19 protein-coding genes are annotated in these 17253 nt (G+C 50.7%); 8 read left to right on the top strand and 11 right to left on the bottom strand.

What is annotated here, in order from left to right:
• The first annotated feature begins 84 nt into the window (after nucleotides 1–84).
• Nucleotides 85–825 (top strand): sortase-associated OmpA-like protein PdsO, encoded by a 741-nt coding sequence (pdsO, locus tag ACLBLI_RS16965; RefSeq protein WP_414828723.1) that lies wholly within the window; start codon nucleotides 85–87, stop codon nucleotides 823–825.
• 127 nt (nucleotides 826–952) lie between these two features.
• Here pdsO and ACLBLI_RS16960 read toward each other — a convergent pair whose 3' ends face one another.
• Nucleotides 953–1558, bottom strand: coding sequence for a carboxymuconolactone decarboxylase family protein (locus ACLBLI_RS16960; RefSeq protein ID WP_414828722.1), 606 nt, complete (start codon nucleotides 1556–1558; stop codon nucleotides 953–955).
• A 373-nt stretch (nucleotides 1559–1931) separates the two neighbouring features.
• On the opposite strand from ACLBLI_RS16960, the gene ACLBLI_RS16955 reads away from it, so the two are divergent.
• The 3 genes from ACLBLI_RS16955 to trmB are packed head-to-tail and all read left to right on the top strand — an operon-like array spanning nucleotide 1932 to nucleotide 4364.
• On the top strand, nucleotides 1932–2861 hold the full coding sequence (locus tag ACLBLI_RS16955) for an ABC transporter ATP-binding protein (RefSeq protein WP_414828721.1): 930 nt from the start codon (nucleotides 1932–1934) through the stop codon (nucleotides 2859–2861).
• A 1-nt stretch (nucleotide 2862) separates the two neighbouring features.
• The gene (locus ACLBLI_RS16950; protein WP_414828720.1) at nucleotides 2863–3687 is read left to right on the top strand and encodes an ABC transporter permease; all 825 of its coding nucleotides are present in this window, start codon (nucleotides 2863–2865) and stop codon (nucleotides 3685–3687) included.
• The gene (gene trmB / locus ACLBLI_RS16945) at nucleotides 3687–4364 is read left to right on the top strand and encodes a tRNA (guanine(46)-N(7))-methyltransferase TrmB (protein ID WP_414828719.1); all 678 of its coding nucleotides are present in this window, start codon (nucleotides 3687–3689) and stop codon (nucleotides 4362–4364) included. Before ACLBLI_RS16950 ends, trmB begins: the two co-directional genes overlap by 1 nt.
• Nucleotides 4365–4481: 117 nt before the next feature.
• Here the strand turns inward: trmB and ACLBLI_RS16940 are convergent, their stop codons facing one another.
• On the bottom strand, nucleotides 4482–5201 hold the full coding sequence (locus ACLBLI_RS16940) for an EAL domain-containing protein (protein WP_414828718.1): 720 nt from the start codon (nucleotides 5199–5201) through the stop codon (nucleotides 4482–4484).
• Between the two features lie 397 nt (nucleotides 5202–5598).
• On the opposite strand from ACLBLI_RS16940, the gene panP reads away from it, so the two are divergent.
• Nucleotides 5599–7224 (top strand): pyridoxal-dependent aspartate 1-decarboxylase PanP, encoded by a 1626-nt coding sequence (gene panP, locus ACLBLI_RS16935; protein ID WP_414828717.1) that lies wholly within the window; start codon nucleotides 5599–5601, stop codon nucleotides 7222–7224.
• A 158-nt stretch (nucleotides 7225–7382) separates the two neighbouring features.
• Here panP and panC read toward each other — a convergent pair whose 3' ends face one another.
• From panC to sfsA, 7 genes are all read right to left on the bottom strand, one after another.
• Entirely contained in the window at nucleotides 7383–8234 is an 852-nt protein-coding gene (gene panC, locus ACLBLI_RS16930; RefSeq protein WP_414828716.1) for a pantoate--beta-alanine ligase, read from the bottom strand.
• A gap of 2 nt (nucleotides 8235–8236) precedes the next feature.
• The gene (gene panB, locus ACLBLI_RS16925; protein WP_414828715.1) at nucleotides 8237–9031 is read right to left on the bottom strand and encodes a 3-methyl-2-oxobutanoate hydroxymethyltransferase; all 795 of its coding nucleotides are present in this window, start codon (nucleotides 9029–9031) and stop codon (nucleotides 8237–8239) included.
• Between the two features lie 53 nt (nucleotides 9032–9084).
• On the bottom strand, nucleotides 9085–9582 hold the full coding sequence (gene folK / locus ACLBLI_RS16920; protein WP_414828714.1) for a 2-amino-4-hydroxy-6-hydroxymethyldihydropteridine diphosphokinase: 498 nt from the start codon (nucleotides 9580–9582) through the stop codon (nucleotides 9085–9087).
• Nucleotides 9575–10885: a polynucleotide adenylyltransferase PcnB gene (gene pcnB, locus ACLBLI_RS16915; RefSeq protein ID WP_414830990.1), complete on the bottom strand. Its 1311-nt coding sequence runs from the start codon at nucleotides 10883–10885 to the stop codon at nucleotides 9575–9577. Before pcnB ends, folK begins: the two co-directional genes overlap by 8 nt.
• Before the next feature lie 86 nt (nucleotides 10886–10971).
• Nucleotides 10972–11898, bottom strand: a complete 927-nt coding sequence (gluQRS, locus tag ACLBLI_RS16910; RefSeq protein ID WP_414828713.1) for a tRNA glutamyl-Q(34) synthetase GluQRS — start codon at nucleotides 11896–11898, stop codon at nucleotides 10972–10974.
• Nucleotides 11899–11988: 90 nt separating this feature from the next.
• Entirely contained in the window at nucleotides 11989–12438 is a 450-nt protein-coding gene (gene dksA, locus ACLBLI_RS16905) for an RNA polymerase-binding protein DksA (protein ID WP_414828712.1), read from the bottom strand.
• A gap of 216 nt (nucleotides 12439–12654) precedes the next feature.
• Nucleotides 12655–13356: a DNA/RNA nuclease SfsA gene (gene sfsA / locus ACLBLI_RS16900; protein ID WP_414828711.1), complete on the bottom strand. Its 702-nt coding sequence runs from the start codon at nucleotides 13354–13356 to the stop codon at nucleotides 12655–12657.
• A gap of 60 nt (nucleotides 13357–13416) precedes the next feature.
• On the opposite strand from sfsA, the gene pepB reads away from it, so the two are divergent.
• The gene (pepB, locus tag ACLBLI_RS16895) at nucleotides 13417–14700 is read left to right on the top strand and encodes an aminopeptidase PepB (RefSeq protein ID WP_414828710.1); all 1284 of its coding nucleotides are present in this window, start codon (nucleotides 13417–13419) and stop codon (nucleotides 14698–14700) included.
• A gap of 172 nt (nucleotides 14701–14872) precedes the next feature.
• On the opposite strand, the gene ACLBLI_RS16890 is transcribed toward pepB, so the two are convergent.
• Nucleotides 14873–15055 (bottom strand): helix-turn-helix domain-containing protein, encoded by a 183-nt coding sequence (locus ACLBLI_RS16890; RefSeq protein WP_218311028.1) that lies wholly within the window; start codon nucleotides 15053–15055, stop codon nucleotides 14873–14875.
• Nucleotides 15056–15222: 167 nt separating this feature from the next.
• On the opposite strand from ACLBLI_RS16890, the gene ACLBLI_RS16885 reads away from it, so the two are divergent.
• Entirely contained in the window at nucleotides 15223–15825 is a 603-nt protein-coding gene (locus tag ACLBLI_RS16885) for a YhgN family NAAT transporter (protein WP_414828709.1), read from the top strand.
• Nucleotides 15825–16439, top strand: a complete 615-nt coding sequence (locus tag ACLBLI_RS16880; protein WP_414828708.1) for a YjaG family protein — start codon at nucleotides 15825–15827, stop codon at nucleotides 16437–16439. The genes ACLBLI_RS16885 and ACLBLI_RS16880 overlap by 1 nt, the downstream gene beginning before the upstream one ends.
• A 179-nt stretch (nucleotides 16440–16618) precedes the next feature.
• Here the strand turns inward: ACLBLI_RS16880 and rsmD are convergent, their stop codons facing one another.
• On the bottom strand, nucleotides 16619–17227 hold the full coding sequence (rsmD, locus tag ACLBLI_RS16875; RefSeq protein ID WP_414828707.1) for a 16S rRNA (guanine(966)-N(2))-methyltransferase RsmD: 609 nt from the start codon (nucleotides 17225–17227) through the stop codon (nucleotides 16619–16621).
• Nucleotides 17228–17253 lie beyond the last annotated feature (26 nt).

Genomic DNA, 17253 nt, shown 5'->3' with positions numbered 1-17253 from the left:
GCGGTGTAATAGACACCGTTGACCCGTTGCACTGCGCACAACACCAACCGGTGCGCAGTGCTTTTTTATCCGGAGAGTAAAATAATGATGACACACTTTAACAAGAAATCCTTTGCCACCGCAGCGGTTTTAACCGCGCTGCTGTCTGCGCCGGTAAGCGCGAAATCTGAACGTGATGACGAGGCTGATCGCTCTGCCGCCATAGGCATGGGTTCAGGCGTGATCATTGGTGCTGTAGTCGCCGGGCCAGTTGGTGCCGCTGTGGCAGGCGTCATTGGCGCGATGATTGGCAATGATCAGGTACAGGAAAAGCGGCTGGATGAATCCCGTCAGGCCCTGGCAAAATCACAGCAAGCGCTAAACGACTCTCAACAGGCACTGTTTGCCATGCACGATGAGCTCTCTGCAATGCAAAAAGAGGCACGTATTACCAGGGTGAACTATCAGGCAGAAACGACAGAAAAAGTGCTGGCAATTGAAAGCAGCGTGCAGTTTAAAACCGGCTCGGTGACGATTGAGCCAACCTATCACACCCAACTGGATAAAATCGCTGATGCACTGGCCCGGCACGACAAACTGACCGTCAGACTAACCGGACATGCCGATAACCGCGGTGATGCAGCGTTTAACCAGGCGCTTTCTATGCAACGTGCTTTAAGTGTAAAAAAATATCTGACCGCCAAGGGCGTTAAAAGTGAGCAAGTATTCACTGTAGCGATGGGTGAAGAGAAAAGCGCGGGGCAGTCTTATGAGGAGACATTCTTTGACCGCCGAGTCGTTATGCAGATAAGCGAAGACTCAAACACGCTTACAGCTAAGCGGTAGCATCTTGTAACAGGCCGGCAACCACTTTTGCCTAGTCGCCAGCGTCATGACTACGTTAAAGCAAGATAGCCAATAACTGAACGGTGAACCCCCGTATGGGTGGCACTGTCTGGCATTATTGGACTGGCTATCGTTGGTTTCCGGAAATGTGTTTACCCCCTGTCCACCCTCCCTGGCTTAGCACGCGTCGGCCGAGCTCGGTGGGGGCGGACTCCAGCTCCGTCGCCATAGAGTCATTCCAGCGATTTAAAAAGCCGTACAGGCTTATTGCGGCAAGGATTTCTACAATATCCCCTTCATTCCAGTGTGCTTTCATTTCTGCAATCAGGGAGTCCGATACGGCATTGGGCACACTGCCTGCCGCCAGAGCAAAGTCCAGCGCGATTTTTTCTGCCGCTGTGTAGAGCGGACTGGTTTTGTATTCCCATATCGCGTTGATTTTGTCATCTGAAATACCATGGATACCTGCCGCGATGAGTGAATGCGCTTCGCAATACTGACAACCTGCCGCGCGACTGGCAAAGTGTGACAAAAGCCGCTTAAAACCGGGATCCACCGTTCCTTCTTCAGACATCACTGCGCGGGTTAGTGCGGCAAAGCCTTTGACGATATCGGGGCGTCGCTGCATGGTGAGAAGGCTGTTTGGAATAAAGCCAAGTATGTTTGTAAATACCGCAAAATCTTCTTCAAGAGAAGGGGTGGTTGATGCCGGGAGCGGTTTGAGATGAGCCATAAATACCTCACAGACTGTCATATCCAGGCTGGTGCCGGGGTTGATTTTTCGTAAAGTGGTAGCATTTCTACCCAGCCGGTTTCGTACGCATAATCGAAAACGGCATGTGGGCGCAAGGCATCGGGCATTGAACGTGCCCGACTGACCTGAGTACGACTGAAGTCACACTCATCCCACCGCGCGACGTGGTATAAATCGCTTCCGGGTTTCTTCTTCGCCTCATGTTATCCTTAAAGGCAACTGGGAGCTTGATATCGCGTCTCGACATTCAGGCATGTTTACATTGTAGTGTCTGATATATCATGTGGCGCGTTTTCCACCCGCCATGTAAACATAGCAAAAGATCAGCAACTCACAACTGACAGGTTCGTGCATGAAAGCATTAGATATTACAGGGCTATCCAAGACCTACAAGGGCGGTGTACAAGCGCTCAAAGGTGTGGATTTGGTCGTTGAGGAAGGAGACTTCTTTGCCCTTCTTGGTCCCAACGGCGCGGGGAAATCCACCACCATCGGCATTATCAGTTCGCTGGTGAACCAGACCGCCGGAGAGGCAAGAGTTTTTGGTTACGACCTTAATAAAGAGAAAGAAGCCGCAAAAGCGTGTATTGGTCTGGTGCCGCAGGAATTCAACTTCAACCAGTTTGAAACCGTGATGCAGATTGTGCTGAATCAGGCGGGATATTATGGCGTGCCACGGCATGTAGCCAAAGAACGGGCAAAGAAATATCTTGCGCAACTGGATTTATGGGAAAAGCGCAACGCCAGAGCGCGGGAATTATCCGGTGGTATGAAGCGTCGCCTGATGATTGCCAGGGCCCTGATGCATGAACCTAAATTGCTTATTCTCGATGAGCCCACCGCCGGCGTAGATATCGAGATCCGCCGTTCTATGTGGCAGTTCCTGAAAGAAATCAACCAGCAGGGCATTACGATTATCCTGACCACGCATTATCTGGAAGAAGCGGAAATGCTGTGTCGCAATATCGCGATTATTAACAAAGGCACTATCGTTGAGAATACCAGTATGAAGTCGTTGCTGGCGAAGCTCAATATTGAGACGTTTATTCTGGATATCACAGAAGCAGACACTCCGCCGATACTGAAAGGCTTCGAGTACCGCCTTACCGATGCGCATACACTGGAAGTTGATGTGGAAAAGTCGGAAGGGCTAAACCCGGTATTTGCGCAACTCTCTGAGCAGGGTGTGCAGGTGTTAAGTATGCGGAATAAATCTAACCGGCTGGAAGAGTTGTTTGTGCGCCTTGTCGAATCCGCCGAAGATGCATTAAAGGAGGCTTGATATGACGCAGTCCAGAACAGAGACACAGTCTGAGGTACAGCCAGCACAAAAAGGCTGGTTCGCACAAAACTGGGTGGCGTTAAATACCATCTGGATAAAGGAATGTACCCGCTTTTTGCGCATTTGGGTGCAAACCCTGGTTCCTCCGGCAATCACCATGAGTTTGTACTTTATCATCTTCGGCAGTCTGATTGGCGATCGTATTGGGCAGATGGGTGGCTTTACCTACATGGAATTTATTGTGCCGGGCCTCATTATGATGTCAGTGATCACCAACTCGTATTCGAATGTGTCGTCGTCGTTCTTCAGCGCAAAATTCCAGCGCAATATTGAAGAGTTGCTGGTGGCGCCGGTGCCAACAGCAGTCATTATTCTGGGTTATGTTGGTGGCGGTGTAGCGCGGGCCATGATTATCGGCGTGATTGTCACGCTGGTGTCGCTGTTCTTTGTCGACGTGCAAATTCACAATCTTGGCGTCATTGTGCTGACGCTGATCCTGACCTCTACGCTGTTTGCTACCGCAGGATTGATCAATGCGGTATTTGCAAAAACCTTTGATGATATCAGTGTGGTACCCACCTTCGTGCTGACACCGCTAACTTACCTTGGTGGTGTGTTTTACTCTCTGACACTACTGCCTGAGTTCTGGCAGTGGGTGAGTAAGGCCAATCCTGTAGTTTATATGGTAAATGGTTTCCGCTATGGTTTCCTTGGGGTGTCTGATGTGGGTATTGTGACGTCGGTTATGCTGCTGATTGGGTTTAATGCCTTGTTGTTTGGTATTGCCTATTACCTTCTGAAAACCGGTAAGGGGATCCGTAGCTAATGTCACAGCCAGAGGGAAATTCCCGCAGCATTACGACTAACCAAACGGGGATTCACGAAAAGCTGGATGCGCTGGTAAAACGCTATCAGAGCGCCGAAAACCAGCGTCCGGTAGGTGAGCACACAAAACAGGCGTTCGCCGAAATGGAGCGTTGGCTCGCCGACTACCGTGGGCCACTGATCCTGGATTCGTGCTGTGGTGTTGGAGAGAGTACGGCGAAACTGGCCGCTATCTACCCGGATCATCGGGTAATCGGGCTGGACAAGTCAGCTCAGCGTGTCGAAAAGCACACAAGTTATGCAGCCGACAGCCATAATTACCGGGTCATCAGAGCCGATGTGAATGATTTCTGGCGGTTGTTACGTCAGTCAGACTGGCTGGTGGAAAAGCATTATTTGCTGTATCCCAACCCGTATCCGAAAAGTGCGCAAATTCAGAAGCGCTGGTATGCCAGTGCGGCGATGGCAGACCTGATGGCGTTATGCCAAACGGTAGAAGTCAGAAGTAACTGGCCGCTGTATTTAATGGAGTTTGCTCAGGCCAGCGCGCATTATGGTCTGGCCTCATCACTTGAAGAAATTACTGGCGATGATCATTTCACGCCATTCGAGCGGAAATACCGCCGCAGCGGGCAGGTGTGCTGGAAGCTATTGTGTTTTGCCGAGGAAGCGGCGTAGCTGGCGCTGGTTAGGCGTCTACTGTCGGTACCGGGCAACATAGACGCCGCTTTGCGTATTTCTTTGCTCCCTGTAGTGTAAAAGCGATTGGCGTTGCTAACCGAGAAAGTGACACCGTTAGTGTTTGGTTGGTGCCGGAATGGGTTTACTGAACACATAGCCCTGCGCATAGCGAATGGGTAGCTTTCTGACTTTTTCCAGAATGTCTTCGTTCTCGATATGTTCAGCGACAACGCTGATGCTGCGTTCGTGCGTCATTTCCAACACATGATCCACAAACTCTCTGACTTCCCCTTGCGAGTCATAGTGACGAATAAGTCCTCCTGCCAGCTTGATGCCCCGGATTGGCATGGACAGGAGCGTTTTAATATTGCCCGGCGATGTACCCAGGTTATCGATAAATACGCCAAGGCCGCTGTGCAGGCTGCGGTCAATGAAGGTATGCAATTGAGACTGATGGCTTAGCGCGGCACTGGCACTCACTTCTACGCTAACCCTGCTGGCGTTTGGGTAGTTAGCCAGATGTGCAATTAGCTTACTGGTCAGGGCGTCGTTCGACAGGTCGCTGGCGTTCAGATTGATATTCCAGGGAATATTCACGTCTTCGAAGTAACGAGCGCTCTGACAAAACATGGTTTCCGTCAGCTGGTGAACATGATTATGGCGTTCCAGTAGATACAAAAATTCACTGGGTAAAAACGTTTTGTCGTTTTGCGTGATAAGGCGTGCCAGGCACTCGTAACGCCACACGCGCTGATTTTCCAGATCAACGATAGGCTGAAAATAAGGCACAATATCGTCCAGATTAAATGTGTCAGTAACCTCGCGAATCGGCATAGTCCGGTTTCCTGTTTTTCCTTCTTCTGACTATAGCAGAGGAGAGCCAAATACCAATATTCTGACTGGACTGTCCTAGACAGCGGGGCATGGAAGCCAGCGGCATAAGAACAGCAAAAGCCAGTATCCTTCACATGCAGCCGGACAGTATAAGGGCGAAAGCCCAGACCGCAGAAAAATGACTAAGGAGTGGCGTTGCAAACAGACATCAACGCTGTGCCATGGCATAATCCACCCTTGGCGTAGCTCCCATTCTGGGGTAAAGTTCGCCTCTTTGAAAGACGATTGCTAAGTTTTCAGTGCGCCTGTCAGTGCGTTGCACAGTGTAGCGGAAAGCCAGAATCGCAGGCGTCAGTAATTATGCTGGCAATCGGTAGCAAATCATGAGGTGCGTTCAGTGGGTGAAGCACAAGTTAGTCTGAAGCACTTGTTCCGGGTCTTTACCAAGCCTGAGCACAAAGACTCCAAACTGGCTCAGATCGAGCAGCATCTGTCAGACAATATTCTGGACTTTCTGTCTCAGCACGTGGTAACCAAAAAGACCTCGCTGGAAGAGATAGAGCAGGACTTTTCTGACTCCCGCGTACCGGAATCGCCGGAGTTTGTGTCGTCGCATGCCGAAAGCTTGCTGAATAAGCTGGTGGCGCATTCAGTTAACACTTATTCACCAACGTTTATCGGTCATATGACCTCGGCATTGCCGTATTTTCATTTACCACTGGCGAAGTTACTGGTGGGCCTGAACCAGAACCTGGTGAAAATCGAAACCTCCAAAGCGTTTACACCGCTCGAGCGGCAAGTGCTGGGGATGATGCATAACCTCATATATGATCGCAGTGAAGACTACTACGACGAATATCTTCACAGCGCACGTCATGCGCTGGGCGCTTTCTGCTCGGGCGGCACGGTCGCCAATATCACGGCGTTATGGGTAGCCCGTAATAAAGTACTCGGCCCGAAAGATGGCTTTAGCGGTGTAGCAAAGGCCGGATTGGCCTCTGCTTATCGTGCTTACGGTATTAACAACATGGGCGTGATGTGCTCAAAACGCGGCCACTATTCGCTTTCTAAAGCGGTTGATGCGCTGGGACTGGGGCGTGAGCAGTTAATTTCATTACCCTGTCCAGAACAAACCTTACGTCCTGAAGAAGCCCTTGCGGCAGGGAAACGCTACCAGGAAGAGGGAAACAAGCTGCTGGCAATCGTAGGGATTGGTGGAACCACAGAAACCGGTCACGTCGATCCCCTTGATGAGCTGGCTGACGTAGCACAGGAGCTGGGTTGCTGGTTCCACGTTGATGCTGCCTGGGGAGGCGCCACGCTGTTTTCCAATCAGTACCGCCACCGTTTGAAAGGCATTGACCGGGCAGACTCGGTCACCATTGACGCGCACAAGCAAATGTATGTGCCAATGGGCGCGGGTATGGCACTGTTTAAAAATCCGGAAGATGCTAACGCCGTGCGTCACCACGCACAGTATATTTTGCGTGAAGGCTCCAAAGATTTAGGGGCCACCACACTGGAAGGGTCGCGCAATGGTATGGCAATGATGGTGTATGCTTCACTGCATATATTTGGACGCCGTGGCTATGAGCTGTTAATTGATCAGAGTATCGAGAAAGCAAAAGCCTTTGCCGATATGATTGAGCGTCACCCTGATTTCGAGCTGGTGACCTCCCCAACGTTGTCATTGCTAACATACCGTGTATGCCCTGCGAGCGTTCAGGCAGCGTTAAAAAGTACGGAAGGAACGGCGCGGCACAAGTTAAACCAAAAAGTAGACCGGCTGGTAGTGAATGTGCAGAAGCAACAGCGTGAAGCCGGTAAATCGTTTGTGTCTCGAACGCGTCTGGAAGCGCCGGATTATCCTGACGGCTCTATTACTGTGTTCCGGGTGGTGCTGGCGAATCCATTAACTACACATAAAGATCTTGCCGCCATTCTGGCCGAGCAACATCTGATTGCGACAGGCACTAAAGTGTGGCGGGCATTAACAAAAAGTGAGCGCTCGCTAACGGCATAGCCATTTTAAAATTGCACTGCCATTGGTATGTCGAAAAAAGCGTCGGGAGTAAAAGCGACGTACGATAAGTGCCAACGCTGGACATCAAAAAGAAAAAGCCGGACAGTCGTCCGGCTTTTTCTTTTTGATGTCGTGTTGCAACGGTGTTGACCTGACTATCAGGAGAGATGCACCTGAATATTATCAATAAGCCGTGTTTTGCCAAGGTAGGCGGCAATGAGAATGACGAGGTCCTGATCATCCGCTGTCGCGTTTTGCAGTGTTCTGGCATGGCGAACAGACACGTAGTCTGTAGTGAATCCGGCGTCGTTTAGAGATGTTGAGTACTTCGCTTCAAGGGCGGTGTAGTCGCGTTCACCCTGAAGAATATCGTTACGAAGTGACAGCATCAGTGCATTTAGCGTTGATGCCGTTTGTCTCTGTTCGTCGCTGAGGTAACCATTTCGAGAGCTCATCGCTAAACCGGATGCTTCTCTCTCAGTAGGGACACCGTGGATCTGAATATCCATGGACAAGTCTTCTACCAGCGCTTTTATTACCTGCAACTGTTGATAGTCCTTCTCGCCGAAAAAAGCGTGTTCTGGCTGGACCATGTTGAACAGCTTAGTGACTACCGTCGCAACACCGCGGAAGTGACCCGGCCTGCTGGCGCCACAAACCACATCAGAAATACCCGGCACCTCGACAAAGGTTTGCTGATCGAGCCCTTTCGGGTACATGATGTCCGCGGTGGGCAGAAACAACGCATCAACTGCCAGTGACATAAGCTTCTGCTGATCGGCTTCCAGCGTACGCGGATAGGCGTCCAGGTCTTCGTTCGCGCCAAACTGCATGGGATTCACAAAAATACTGACAACGACAACATCGCAGTGCTTTTTTGCTTCGCGAACTAACTGCAAGTGACCGTTATGCAGGTTGCCCATGGTGGGTACAAATCCAACGGACTTACCCGCCTGACGCCAGCCTTTTCGGAGGTCCCGCAAATCAGCAATGGTAGTAAGGTTTTTCATGATTATTCGAAACTGTGTGCAGCCGAGGGAAAAGCGCCCGTTTGTACATCATCAATGTACTTCTTTACGGCCTTGCGCATATCACCTGTCTCAACCAGATAATTTTTTGAAAATTTCGGCATATAGTTGGCACTGATGCCAAACATGTCATGCATGACTAAAATCTGCCCGTCAGTATCTTTACCGGCGCCAATACCGATAACCGGAATGGAGACTTTTTCCGTTACCGCCTTGCCCAGCGAAGAGGGCACACATTCAAGCACCAGCAACTGAGCGCCTGCCTGTTCCAGGGCTATGGCTTCCTCAATAAGTTTGGCTGCCTTGTCCTGTTCACGCCCCTGAACTTTAAACCCGCCAAATACGTGAACCGATTGGGGAGTCAGACCCAGGTGCCCACACACAGGTACACCACGTTGGTTTAAACCGGTGATAGTCTCAGCCAGCCAGCTGCCACCTTCCAGCTTAACCATGCTGGCGCCTACTGCCATTAACGTGGCGGCATTACTAAAGGCCACCTCGGGAGTGCTGTAGCTCATGAACGGCATGTCGGCGATGACAAACGCGCGGGAAGTCCCGCGTCTTACTGCACGGGTATGGTAGGCGATGTCGTCGGTGGTTACCGGCAGTGTATCATCCTGACCCTGCAGAACCATGCCCAGAGAGTCACCAATGAGCATAATATCAATGCCCTGTTCATCAAACATTTTGGCGAAGCTGGCGTCATAGGCAGTCAGTGCCGCAATTTTTTCTCCGGACTGCTTTTTGGAAAGTAAACCGGAAACCGTGACTTTTTTCATGACAACTATCCTGAAATCGATACGTTGATTGGCGAACTATACGGATTTTGTGACTAATTGGAAGTGCGCAGGCGGCGAAGGCCATCCAGTGTGCAGTTGGCTACCCACTGTGCGATCGGTTTGCCGTCAGGCATAATCATATTGGGGGCAATCTCAAACAACGGGACCAGAACGAATTCGCGCTGCGACATGCCGCTGTGTGGAATAATTAAATCTGTTGTCGCCACCGACTCTGCACCATAAAGGAGAATATCCAGGTCGAGTGTGCGTGGCCCCCAACGTTCACCTTTGCGTTCCCGGCCATACGCCAGTTCTATGGCCTGAAGTTGCTTTAGCAAACTGTGAGGTTTCAGTGCGGTTTCAATAAGGCATACCGCATTGACGTAGTCAGGTTGATCCTGCGGACCCATCGGCGTACTCGAATACAGCGAGGATTTTCGCAGTAAGCGCGTATCTTCAATATTATTTATCGCGTCAAAGGCCCGGTGCAGCGTTTCTTCCGATTCACCTAAGTTACTTCCCAGACCAAGATAAACGTGTTCTTTATGCATCAGGTGCCTTTTTTGGGCTGCTTTTACGTCGGCGACGGCGTGGCTTATCGCTTCCCCCTTCCGCTTTGCGAAGGCTGTTAAGCATGCCTTTTTGCTTATTGTTGTCAGCGTGCTGGAATTGCGTCCACCACTCAGCCAGTTCCAGCAATTCTCCACCTTCTACCTGGCCACGCACCAGCAGGAAATCATAACCGGCACGGAATTTTGGATGTGTCAGAAGCTGGAAGGCGCGACGCCCGAAACGCTTCGGTAACCGTTGCTGCAAAATCCAGATATCCCGGATAACGGTGGAAAAACGTTTCGGGATCATGATGCGTTGGGTTTGCCGGCTGATCACCTCTCCCATGGCAATATTCACCGCATCGTGACTGTTGAGACCTGACTCAGCCATCAGTTTCTGAGACTGCTCTTCCAGCGGATACCACAGCAGTGCGGCGTAAAGGAACGCTGGCGTAACTCGCTGATTGCTGTTAATCCGGTCATCGGTATTACGCAGTACTTTCAGAATGAACTGCATTTCCCGGCTGTTTGGATCTTTGAGTAAGGGCTCCAGTTGCGGGAAAAGCGGGGCAACAAGTCCGTAATCGTGGAGCTTCAGGAATGTCTGTTCGCCCTGACCGGAAAGAAACAGTTTCAGCGTTTCCTCAAACAGGCGTGCAGGGGGTATATTGCCCAGCAAATGTGCCAGCGGTTTAATCGGGGCTGCGGCTGAGTTGTCGATGCGCATTTCCAGTTTTGCGGCAAAGCGCACTGCGCGTAACATCCTTACGGGATCTTCACGATAGCGGGTTTCAGGATCCCCAATTAAACGCACTTCGCGTTTTTTGATAGCGTCGATGCCGTTGGCGAAGTCAGTAACGGTAAAATCAGCAACCGAGTAGTACATGGCATTGAAAGTGAAGTCTCTTCGCTCCGCGTCTTCTTCAATGCTACCAAATACGTTGTCGCGCACTAACTGGCCGTGCTCATCCTGCTTGCCCAGTGCGGTTTTCTTATCGCCGTCGTGGTCATCAGCGTGGTGACCGCGGAATGTGGCGACTTCTATGATTTCTCTGCCAAATACGATGTGGGCGAGGCGAAAACGTCGTCCAATTAGTCGACAGTTTTTAAACAACCCTTTAATCTGTTCAGGTGTAGCATCGGTGACGACATCAAAATCTTTTGGCTTTAACCCTATCATCAGGTCCCGAACGCAGCCGCCGACGAGATACGACTGAAAGCCCGCTTTGTTCAGCCGGTATAATACTTTCAATGCGTTTTCACTGATATCTTCACGGGATATGCCATGTTCGGCACGCGGGATTTTGACTCCCTCAATACCATTAACTGAGGACTTTTCCCGGCTGAATACGCCTTTCACCGATTTGAACACGCGATTAATGATGATGTTTACTCCGCTATAACCTGAGGGTCGCTATAATAAGTGGATTGATAGCGATCGACAATAATTTCACTTCGTTTGGGTACGAAATTCACGTCCCATTCTGCTACTGCCCATGATAACAGGCTTTGGCTGTTGCCGTCCTGTGGAGCCTGAGAAACCGGTAACCCCAGCAATGACATGGCAGTCGTCAATGTCTGCGCTATATTGGTCAGGCTCAGTGGTGCGGCATGGTTCTGCTTACTGAGTTTTCGTCCGGGGGTCACCGATGCAACTGGAATATGGGCGTATGTCGGGAGCGGGTAACCTAACAATGCGTATAAACTTTGCTGGGTAGCCGTGGTAGTTAGCAGGTCACTGCCGCGAACTATGTGCGTGACATTCTGAAAGGCGTCATCCATAACGACCACTAAATTATAGGCAAACAGACCATCACGACGTTTAATAACAGGGTCTTCGAGAGCATGAGGGTCATCAATCACAATATCGCCCTGGACACGATCGCTTACCTGATTATGATGCGTAACTATCTTTGCCCGCGTCGCTGCGTTTTCCGGAGAGCGGGAGGCATCTCGACATGTTCCCGGATACACGCCACCGGCATTTTTGATCATTTTACGGGTACAGGTGCAATAATACGCTTGTTGTTTATTCAGAAGCGTGTTCAGGGTGTCCTGATATCTTTCATGCTGATGTGACTGATACAGCACATCACCGTCCCACTCCAATCCGTATTTTTCAAGAGTGTGAAGGATATCGCTGTCAGCGCCTTTTATGCAGCGTGGCGTATCGATATCTTCCATTCTCACCAGCCATGTACCGTCATTGGCGCGAGCGTCAAGATAACTGGCCAATGCCGCGAGCAGAGAGCCAAAATGCAGTGGACCAGAGGGAGAGGGAGCAAATCGGCCGGTATAGCCGGCAACACGTGTCATTGGAATAGGTCGGGGGTAAAAAACAGACAGCGAGACAAACCTGCATCCACGAGGGCAGGTGTGTCTCTGAAAAGCAGGCCGCTGACGGTGTTAGCCTTGCAGCTGCTTCTCTTTAATTTCAGCCATGGTTTTGCAGTCGATACAAAGATCTGCTGTCGGACGCGCTTCGAGACGACGGATGCCAATCTCAATGCCGCACTGGTCACAGAAACCAAAATCGTCATCTTCGATACGCTTCAGTGTCTTCTCAATTTTCTTGATAAGCTTGCGCTCGCGGTCGCGGGTACGCAGTTCCAGACTGAACTCTTCTTCCTGTGCGGCCCGGTCAACCGGATCAGGGAAGTTAGCAGCTTCATCTTTCATGTGCGTAACCGTGCGATCGACTTCTTCACGAAGCTGATTGCGCCACGCCTTTAGCAACAGACGGAAGTGCTCCATCTGTGCATCGTTCATGTATTCTTCGTCAGCTTTCGGCTGGTATGGTTCCAGGCCAGCTAGGGCTAACAGTCCCAGGGATTTCGCTTCTTTTCCTGTTGGCATCTGCCACATCTCCTACACTACGACACCCAGGTGTCCTGAATAGTCGAGTATCTATAACAGAATCGACACCTTCAGGCAACGGACGTGTCTCAGTAACCTTTCTGATGCGCGCCAAAACTGGGCAACGGCGCGCTGATTGGGCGGACCATTTACGGTTCCGCAAAGGCAAAACAAGGCGCAAATATGGCGGCATAAGCAGAAAAATCAACTTATTTTTTACTTTAATAGCGGGAGTGATTGATTTAACGTAATTTTTTGTTCGTTAATTGCACAGCCCGCCGCCAGTATCTGTACCCCAGCTTGCGCAGCTATGGATAGTGCTTCTGCGTATTTTGGATCAATATCTAACGCGGGTTGCACACTTTTCACCCCCGTATGTTGAACACAAAACAGCAAGCTGGTGTGAACACCTTCTCTGGCGAGTCTGGCTAACTCCAGACAATGCTTCGCGCCACGTGCAGTAATCGCATCAGGAAAGTATCCTTTATTGCCACGGGCCAGCGTAACGGATTTCACTTCCATGTAGCGGGTTTCTTCACCTGCCTGTAGTGCAAAATCGAATCGGCTGTCTGCACCCGGAGGTGTGACCTCCGCTTTCCAGTCATCAATCACATTAAATTCGTCCAGCACCTTGTTATTTAATGCTTCCGCTACCAGTTTATTAGCATTGTGCGTATTAATGCCGATGAAATGCCCTTCGGGCGTTTGCGCCAGCTCCCAAGTGAACTTTAGTTTTCTTTTTGGGTTATCTGACTCACTCAGGAAGGCGATAAAGCCCGGCTCAGCGCAGCCGGTCATCGCACCGGTATTGGGGCAGTGTGCGGTGACGGTTCGTCCGTCATCCAATAACACATCGGCGAAGAAACGTTTATAGCGTTTAATCAGCGTGCCGCGTAAAAGCGGAGAACTGAACTGCATAGGCACCTATTCGTAAAAACAAAAAACATGTTAAGTGTACCAAGCGAGGAAGCATTTGTTATGACTGATTTTACCGTATCGCTATCGCAGGATAAGCCAGAATTAAAATGGGGCGAAGCGAACCGTCTGACCTTTAATGGGGAAGGCGCTACGATCCATCTTGCTGACGCGCAGGACGAGTTACGCGTGATCCAGCAAGCTGCGCGCAAAATAGACGGGTTAACGATCCCCTCAGTGACTCTGCACGGTGACTGGACCCGCGCTCAGCAATGGGCGTTCGCAATGAGTTTCACCCGTGCGCGCAATCCGGGCTCGATTAACTGGTGCGACAATGACGATAAAGCCACATTGGAGCAGGATTATGCTGCCATGCTGTTTACCCGCCAGCTGGTTAACGATACGCCGGAAGATCTCTCTCCGGAGAATCTGGCGAGACGCGCAGGCAACTGGATTAAAGAGTTGGGCGGTGACGCGGTCACGGTAGAGATGATTGTCGGTGAAGACCTCAACAAAGCGGGCTGGACAGGAATTTACAATGTCGGTCGCGGCAGTGTGCGCCCGCCTGTGATGCTGGAAGTAGACTACAACCCTTCCGGTGCCGATAGCGCGCCGGTAGACGCGGTGCTGGTTGGCAAGGGCATCACTTTTGACAGTGGCGGCTACAGCATTAAGTCCAGCGAAGGCATGCTGGACATGAAGTGTGACATGGGCGGTGCAGCTACCGTTACTGGTGCGCTGGGTTTGTCCATCATGAAAGGCACGAAAAAGCGTATCAAACTGATCTTATGTTGTGCGGAAAACCTCATTTCAGGCCATGCGTACAAGCTGGGTGACGTGCTGACGTACAAAAACGGCGTGAGCGTGGAAATTGTAAATACTGATGCAGAAGGTCGTCTGGTGTTAGCTGATGGCCTGCTACGGGCAACCGAAACCGGTGCGCCGCTCATTATTAACGCCGCAACGCTCACTGGTGCAGCGGTGGTTGCGCTGGGTAACGACTACCACGCTGTCTTTACTATAGATGATAACGCCCGCGAGGCGATGCTGGCGTCGGCGAAAAGCGAAGGTGAGCGCTTCTGGCCATTGCCTCTTGAGCCATTCCATAAAGATCGTTGCCCTTCGGCGTTTGCAGACACCGCCAATAGTCGTCCGCAAAAAGGCGGCGGCGGTGGCGGCGCGTCTAATGCCGCAGGCTTCCTGGCTCGCTTCGTTGACCCAAGCGGCAAAGGATGGGTACACCTGGACCTGGCGGCGGCATATCACGGCAGTGGCAGTGCAGAAATGCCGATTGGCGCAACAGCGAACGGCATTAAAAGCATTTCCAGAATGGTGATGGATTATTAGTTGTCGCTGACAGCGTGCGGTCTTTGTCAGGCCGCATTCGTTTCCAGTTACTGCTAATACAAAAAAAATCCAGACACCCTTTACAAACTGTCTGGATTTTTTGCTTTGCGGGCCCTGCGCTGACAGGCGTGCTACGCGTACGTATACTCAGAGCCTGCTGACTGCCTGGAAGTTATAGTCCGCCCAGACGTTCAGCCAGCTTTTTATAGTTTTCAACATCGTTTCTTGCGAAAAGCGGATTTCCCTCAATATCTTTTTCTTTGGAAACCAGTAAGCTTTCGCGCTCGAGTCGTTCAACCCGCACTTCCTGAATATCCAGAAACGCAGCGACTTCTTTTACTGTCATTAAGCTCATTTAACACTACCTCGTTTTGGTGATAGTAAAATTTAAGCGTAAATGCGACAATTTGCGAGTCTTTTACGTAAAAACCGGCCAGTCTGCGAAAATCAAAGGTGTTTATTCTGACACCACCTGCGCAAACCATGACTTGCCATGCCCAGATTGAGGAGTTTGCCCCGACGATGGATACCTGGTCCGCTGCTGTCATGTTGTTTCTGATCATGGATCCGCTGGGCAACTTGCCGGTGTTTATGTCGGTGTTAAAAACCATTGAGCCCAAACGCAGACGCTTTATTCTCATTCGAGAGTTGCTTTTCGCACTGCTGATTCTGTTCACCTTTTTGTTCAGCGGTCAGGCGGTACTGGATTTTCTTAACGTTCAGCAGGAAACCGTCAGCATCGCAGGCGGTATTATCCTATTCCTGATCGCGCTGAAAATGATTTTCCCCTCTGCGGGCAACCCCAGTGGTCTGGCTGTGGGGGAAGAGCCATTCCTGGTTCCGCTTGCGATCCCGATGATTGCTGGTCCCTCCACGCTGGCGGCCCTTATTCTGATGTCGAATCAAAATCCCGATCGCATGCTCGACTGGTCAATTGCGTTGGGCGCAAGCTGGCTGGTAAGTGCAATTATTCTTATGTTTTCAGGTCTCTTTCATCGTTTATTGGGTGAACGCGGACTGACCGCCATGGAGCGCCTGATGGGCATGATCCTGGTGATGATTTCTATCCAGATGTTCCTGGATGGCGTGGCAAACTACTTTACCCATACTGCCGGAGTGATGTAATGGCGCAACAAAAACTCACAACCTTCGCCCGTGTAAGAGCCCTTGAAGGATGGCGTGCGGTGGCTTTCAGTGCCGCGTTACTTGAGCGGATGCTTCCGAACTATCAGCTTTTTTGCGAGCTGACAGAGTATGATGATGGCAAGACCTGTCGAAACTGTCTGGATTTGCTGTGGGAGTCAGTGAAGTCACCGAAAAGTAAAATTAACTTTTCCGTTCAGCTTGAGAAAGTGGAGTTGTTGACGCCAGATACGCAGGATTACGATAACTTCGGCGTGTATCCGGCAATCGATGCGGCAATTGGTCTGGCTGCAGCGGTTAGTCTGGCGAAAAAAGACGATTTACAGGGCGCGGTCGTGGTCAGCAAACTGTCACAGGGCAGTGTGGAAGCCTACCTGCTAGCATCCGGCGAGGCGACCGAAGACAACGTAAAAGCCCATCCGCTAATGCAGTTTGAAGTGGAAATTCAGAACGCGTTGCTGGATTGTGCCGAGCAGGGTGGACGTCCGGCAGAGACGGCGGATGCACTGAAAGCTCTGGCGTTGGAAGAAGGGATTTCGAATATCGGCATCGATCTCAGTTCCGATGTCAGTGATGATTTGCACAGCGACAATTAACATGTAGTGCAAACTATTTTATGAAAGCCGCTTTATGAGCGGCTTTTTTCTTTTGAGGTTTTTCCTGATACGGGAAGCACTGAGTTAAACCAGAAGTGTTCACTGTGCGTGAAAAGCGCGCGCGATAACAGGAAAATGACTTCTTAAGGCCCGTAGGGTATTTATGTTGCGCACATTAATTAATCCAGCTCAATCAGCAGATAGTGTAATTGTGGCAAACGTTTTTCTTTAATGATTCTGCTATCAGGAGGCAGCATAATATCGCTGGCCTGACTTTCCTGCTCGACGTAAATCAGTGTACCCGATGCCAGTAGACGGTTTTGCGAGAGCGATGCCAGCGTTGGGTTTACCAGATTCATACCAAACGGCGGATCGACAAAGATAATATCAAACGGCTGGTGCTGGTCGTTTAACAGAGAAAGTGCATCGCCTTGTCTGACTTCAGCATTAGCCCCCAAAGTCTGCAGGTTTTTTCTTAAGATACTTGCTGCCTGCTTGTCTTTTTCAAAGAAGACACAATGTTTAGCATACCGGGATAACGCCTCTATACCCAGTCCGCCACTACCGGCAAAAACATCCAGACACCTGGCGTCACGGATATCCTGCATCAACCAGTTAAACAGCGTTTCCTTGTTTCTGTCGGTGGTGGGGCGCAGCCCTTCAACGTCAGACACAGGTAGCTTTCGTCCTCGCCACTGACCCGCGATGACTCTGATTTGACCGGTTTTCGACGGCTGTTTTCGTGAGGACTGAGAAACTCGCTTCATAGAGGCTGACAATGCTATCATGGCTGCATACAATAGCCGGCCAGTTT

Source organism: Alteromonas sp. H39 (genome assembly GCF_047556435.1).
Taxonomy (GTDB): Bacteria; Pseudomonadota; Gammaproteobacteria; order Enterobacterales; family Alteromonadaceae; genus Alteromonas.
This window is presented reverse-complemented; position numbering and strand designations above follow the sequence as displayed.

Bases quoted from the DNA above. Each gene is read 5' to 3' on its own strand.
- ACLBLI_RS16890 (WP_218311028.1), bottom strand. From the start codon at position 15,055: ATGAGCTTAATGACAGTAAAAGAAGTCGCTGCGTTTCTGGATATTCAG.
- pdsO (WP_414828723.1), top strand. From the start codon at position 85: ATGATGACACACTTTAACAAGAAATCCTTTGCCACCGCAGCGGTTTTA.
- ACLBLI_RS16950 (WP_414828720.1), top strand. From the start codon at position 2,863: ATGACGCAGTCCAGAACAGAGACACAGTCTGAGGTACAGCCAGCACAA.
- ACLBLI_RS16940 (WP_414828718.1), bottom strand. From the start codon at position 5,201: ATGCCGATTCGCGAGGTTACTGACACATTTAATCTGGACGATATTGTG.
- panC (WP_414828716.1), bottom strand. From the start codon at position 8,234: ATGAAAAACCTTACTACCATTGCTGATTTGCGGGACCTCCGAAAAGGC.
- panB (WP_414828715.1), bottom strand. From the start codon at position 9,031: ATGAAAAAAGTCACGGTTTCCGGTTTACTTTCCAAAAAGCAGTCCGGA.
- ACLBLI_RS16885 (WP_414828709.1), top strand. From the start codon at position 15,223: ATGGATACCTGGTCCGCTGCTGTCATGTTGTTTCTGATCATGGATCCG.
- ACLBLI_RS16880 (WP_414828708.1), top strand. From the start codon at position 15,825: ATGGCGCAACAAAAACTCACAACCTTCGCCCGTGTAAGAGCCCTTGAA.
- sfsA (WP_414828711.1), bottom strand. From the start codon at position 13,356: ATGCAGTTCAGTTCTCCGCTTTTACGCGGCACGCTGATTAAACGCTAT.
- folK (WP_414828714.1), bottom strand. From the start codon at position 9,582: ATGCATAAAGAACACGTTTATCTTGGTCTGGGAAGTAACTTAGGTGAA.
- ACLBLI_RS16955 (WP_414828721.1), top strand. From the start codon at position 1,932: ATGAAAGCATTAGATATTACAGGGCTATCCAAGACCTACAAGGGCGGT.
- ACLBLI_RS16960 (WP_414828722.1), bottom strand. From the start codon at position 1,558: ATGGCTCATCTCAAACCGCTCCCGGCATCAACCACCCCTTCTCTTGAA.
- trmB (WP_414828719.1), top strand. From the start codon at position 3,687: ATGTCACAGCCAGAGGGAAATTCCCGCAGCATTACGACTAACCAAACG.
- gluQRS (WP_414828713.1), bottom strand. From the start codon at position 11,898: ATGACACGTGTTGCCGGCTATACCGGCCGATTTGCTCCCTCTCCCTCT.
- dksA (WP_414828712.1), bottom strand. From the start codon at position 12,438: ATGCCAACAGGAAAAGAAGCGAAATCCCTGGGACTGTTAGCCCTAGCT.
- rsmD (WP_414828707.1), bottom strand. From the start codon at position 17,227: ATGATAGCATTGTCAGCCTCTATGAAGCGAGTTTCTCAGTCCTCACGA.
- pepB (WP_414828710.1), top strand. From the start codon at position 13,417: ATGACTGATTTTACCGTATCGCTATCGCAGGATAAGCCAGAATTAAAA.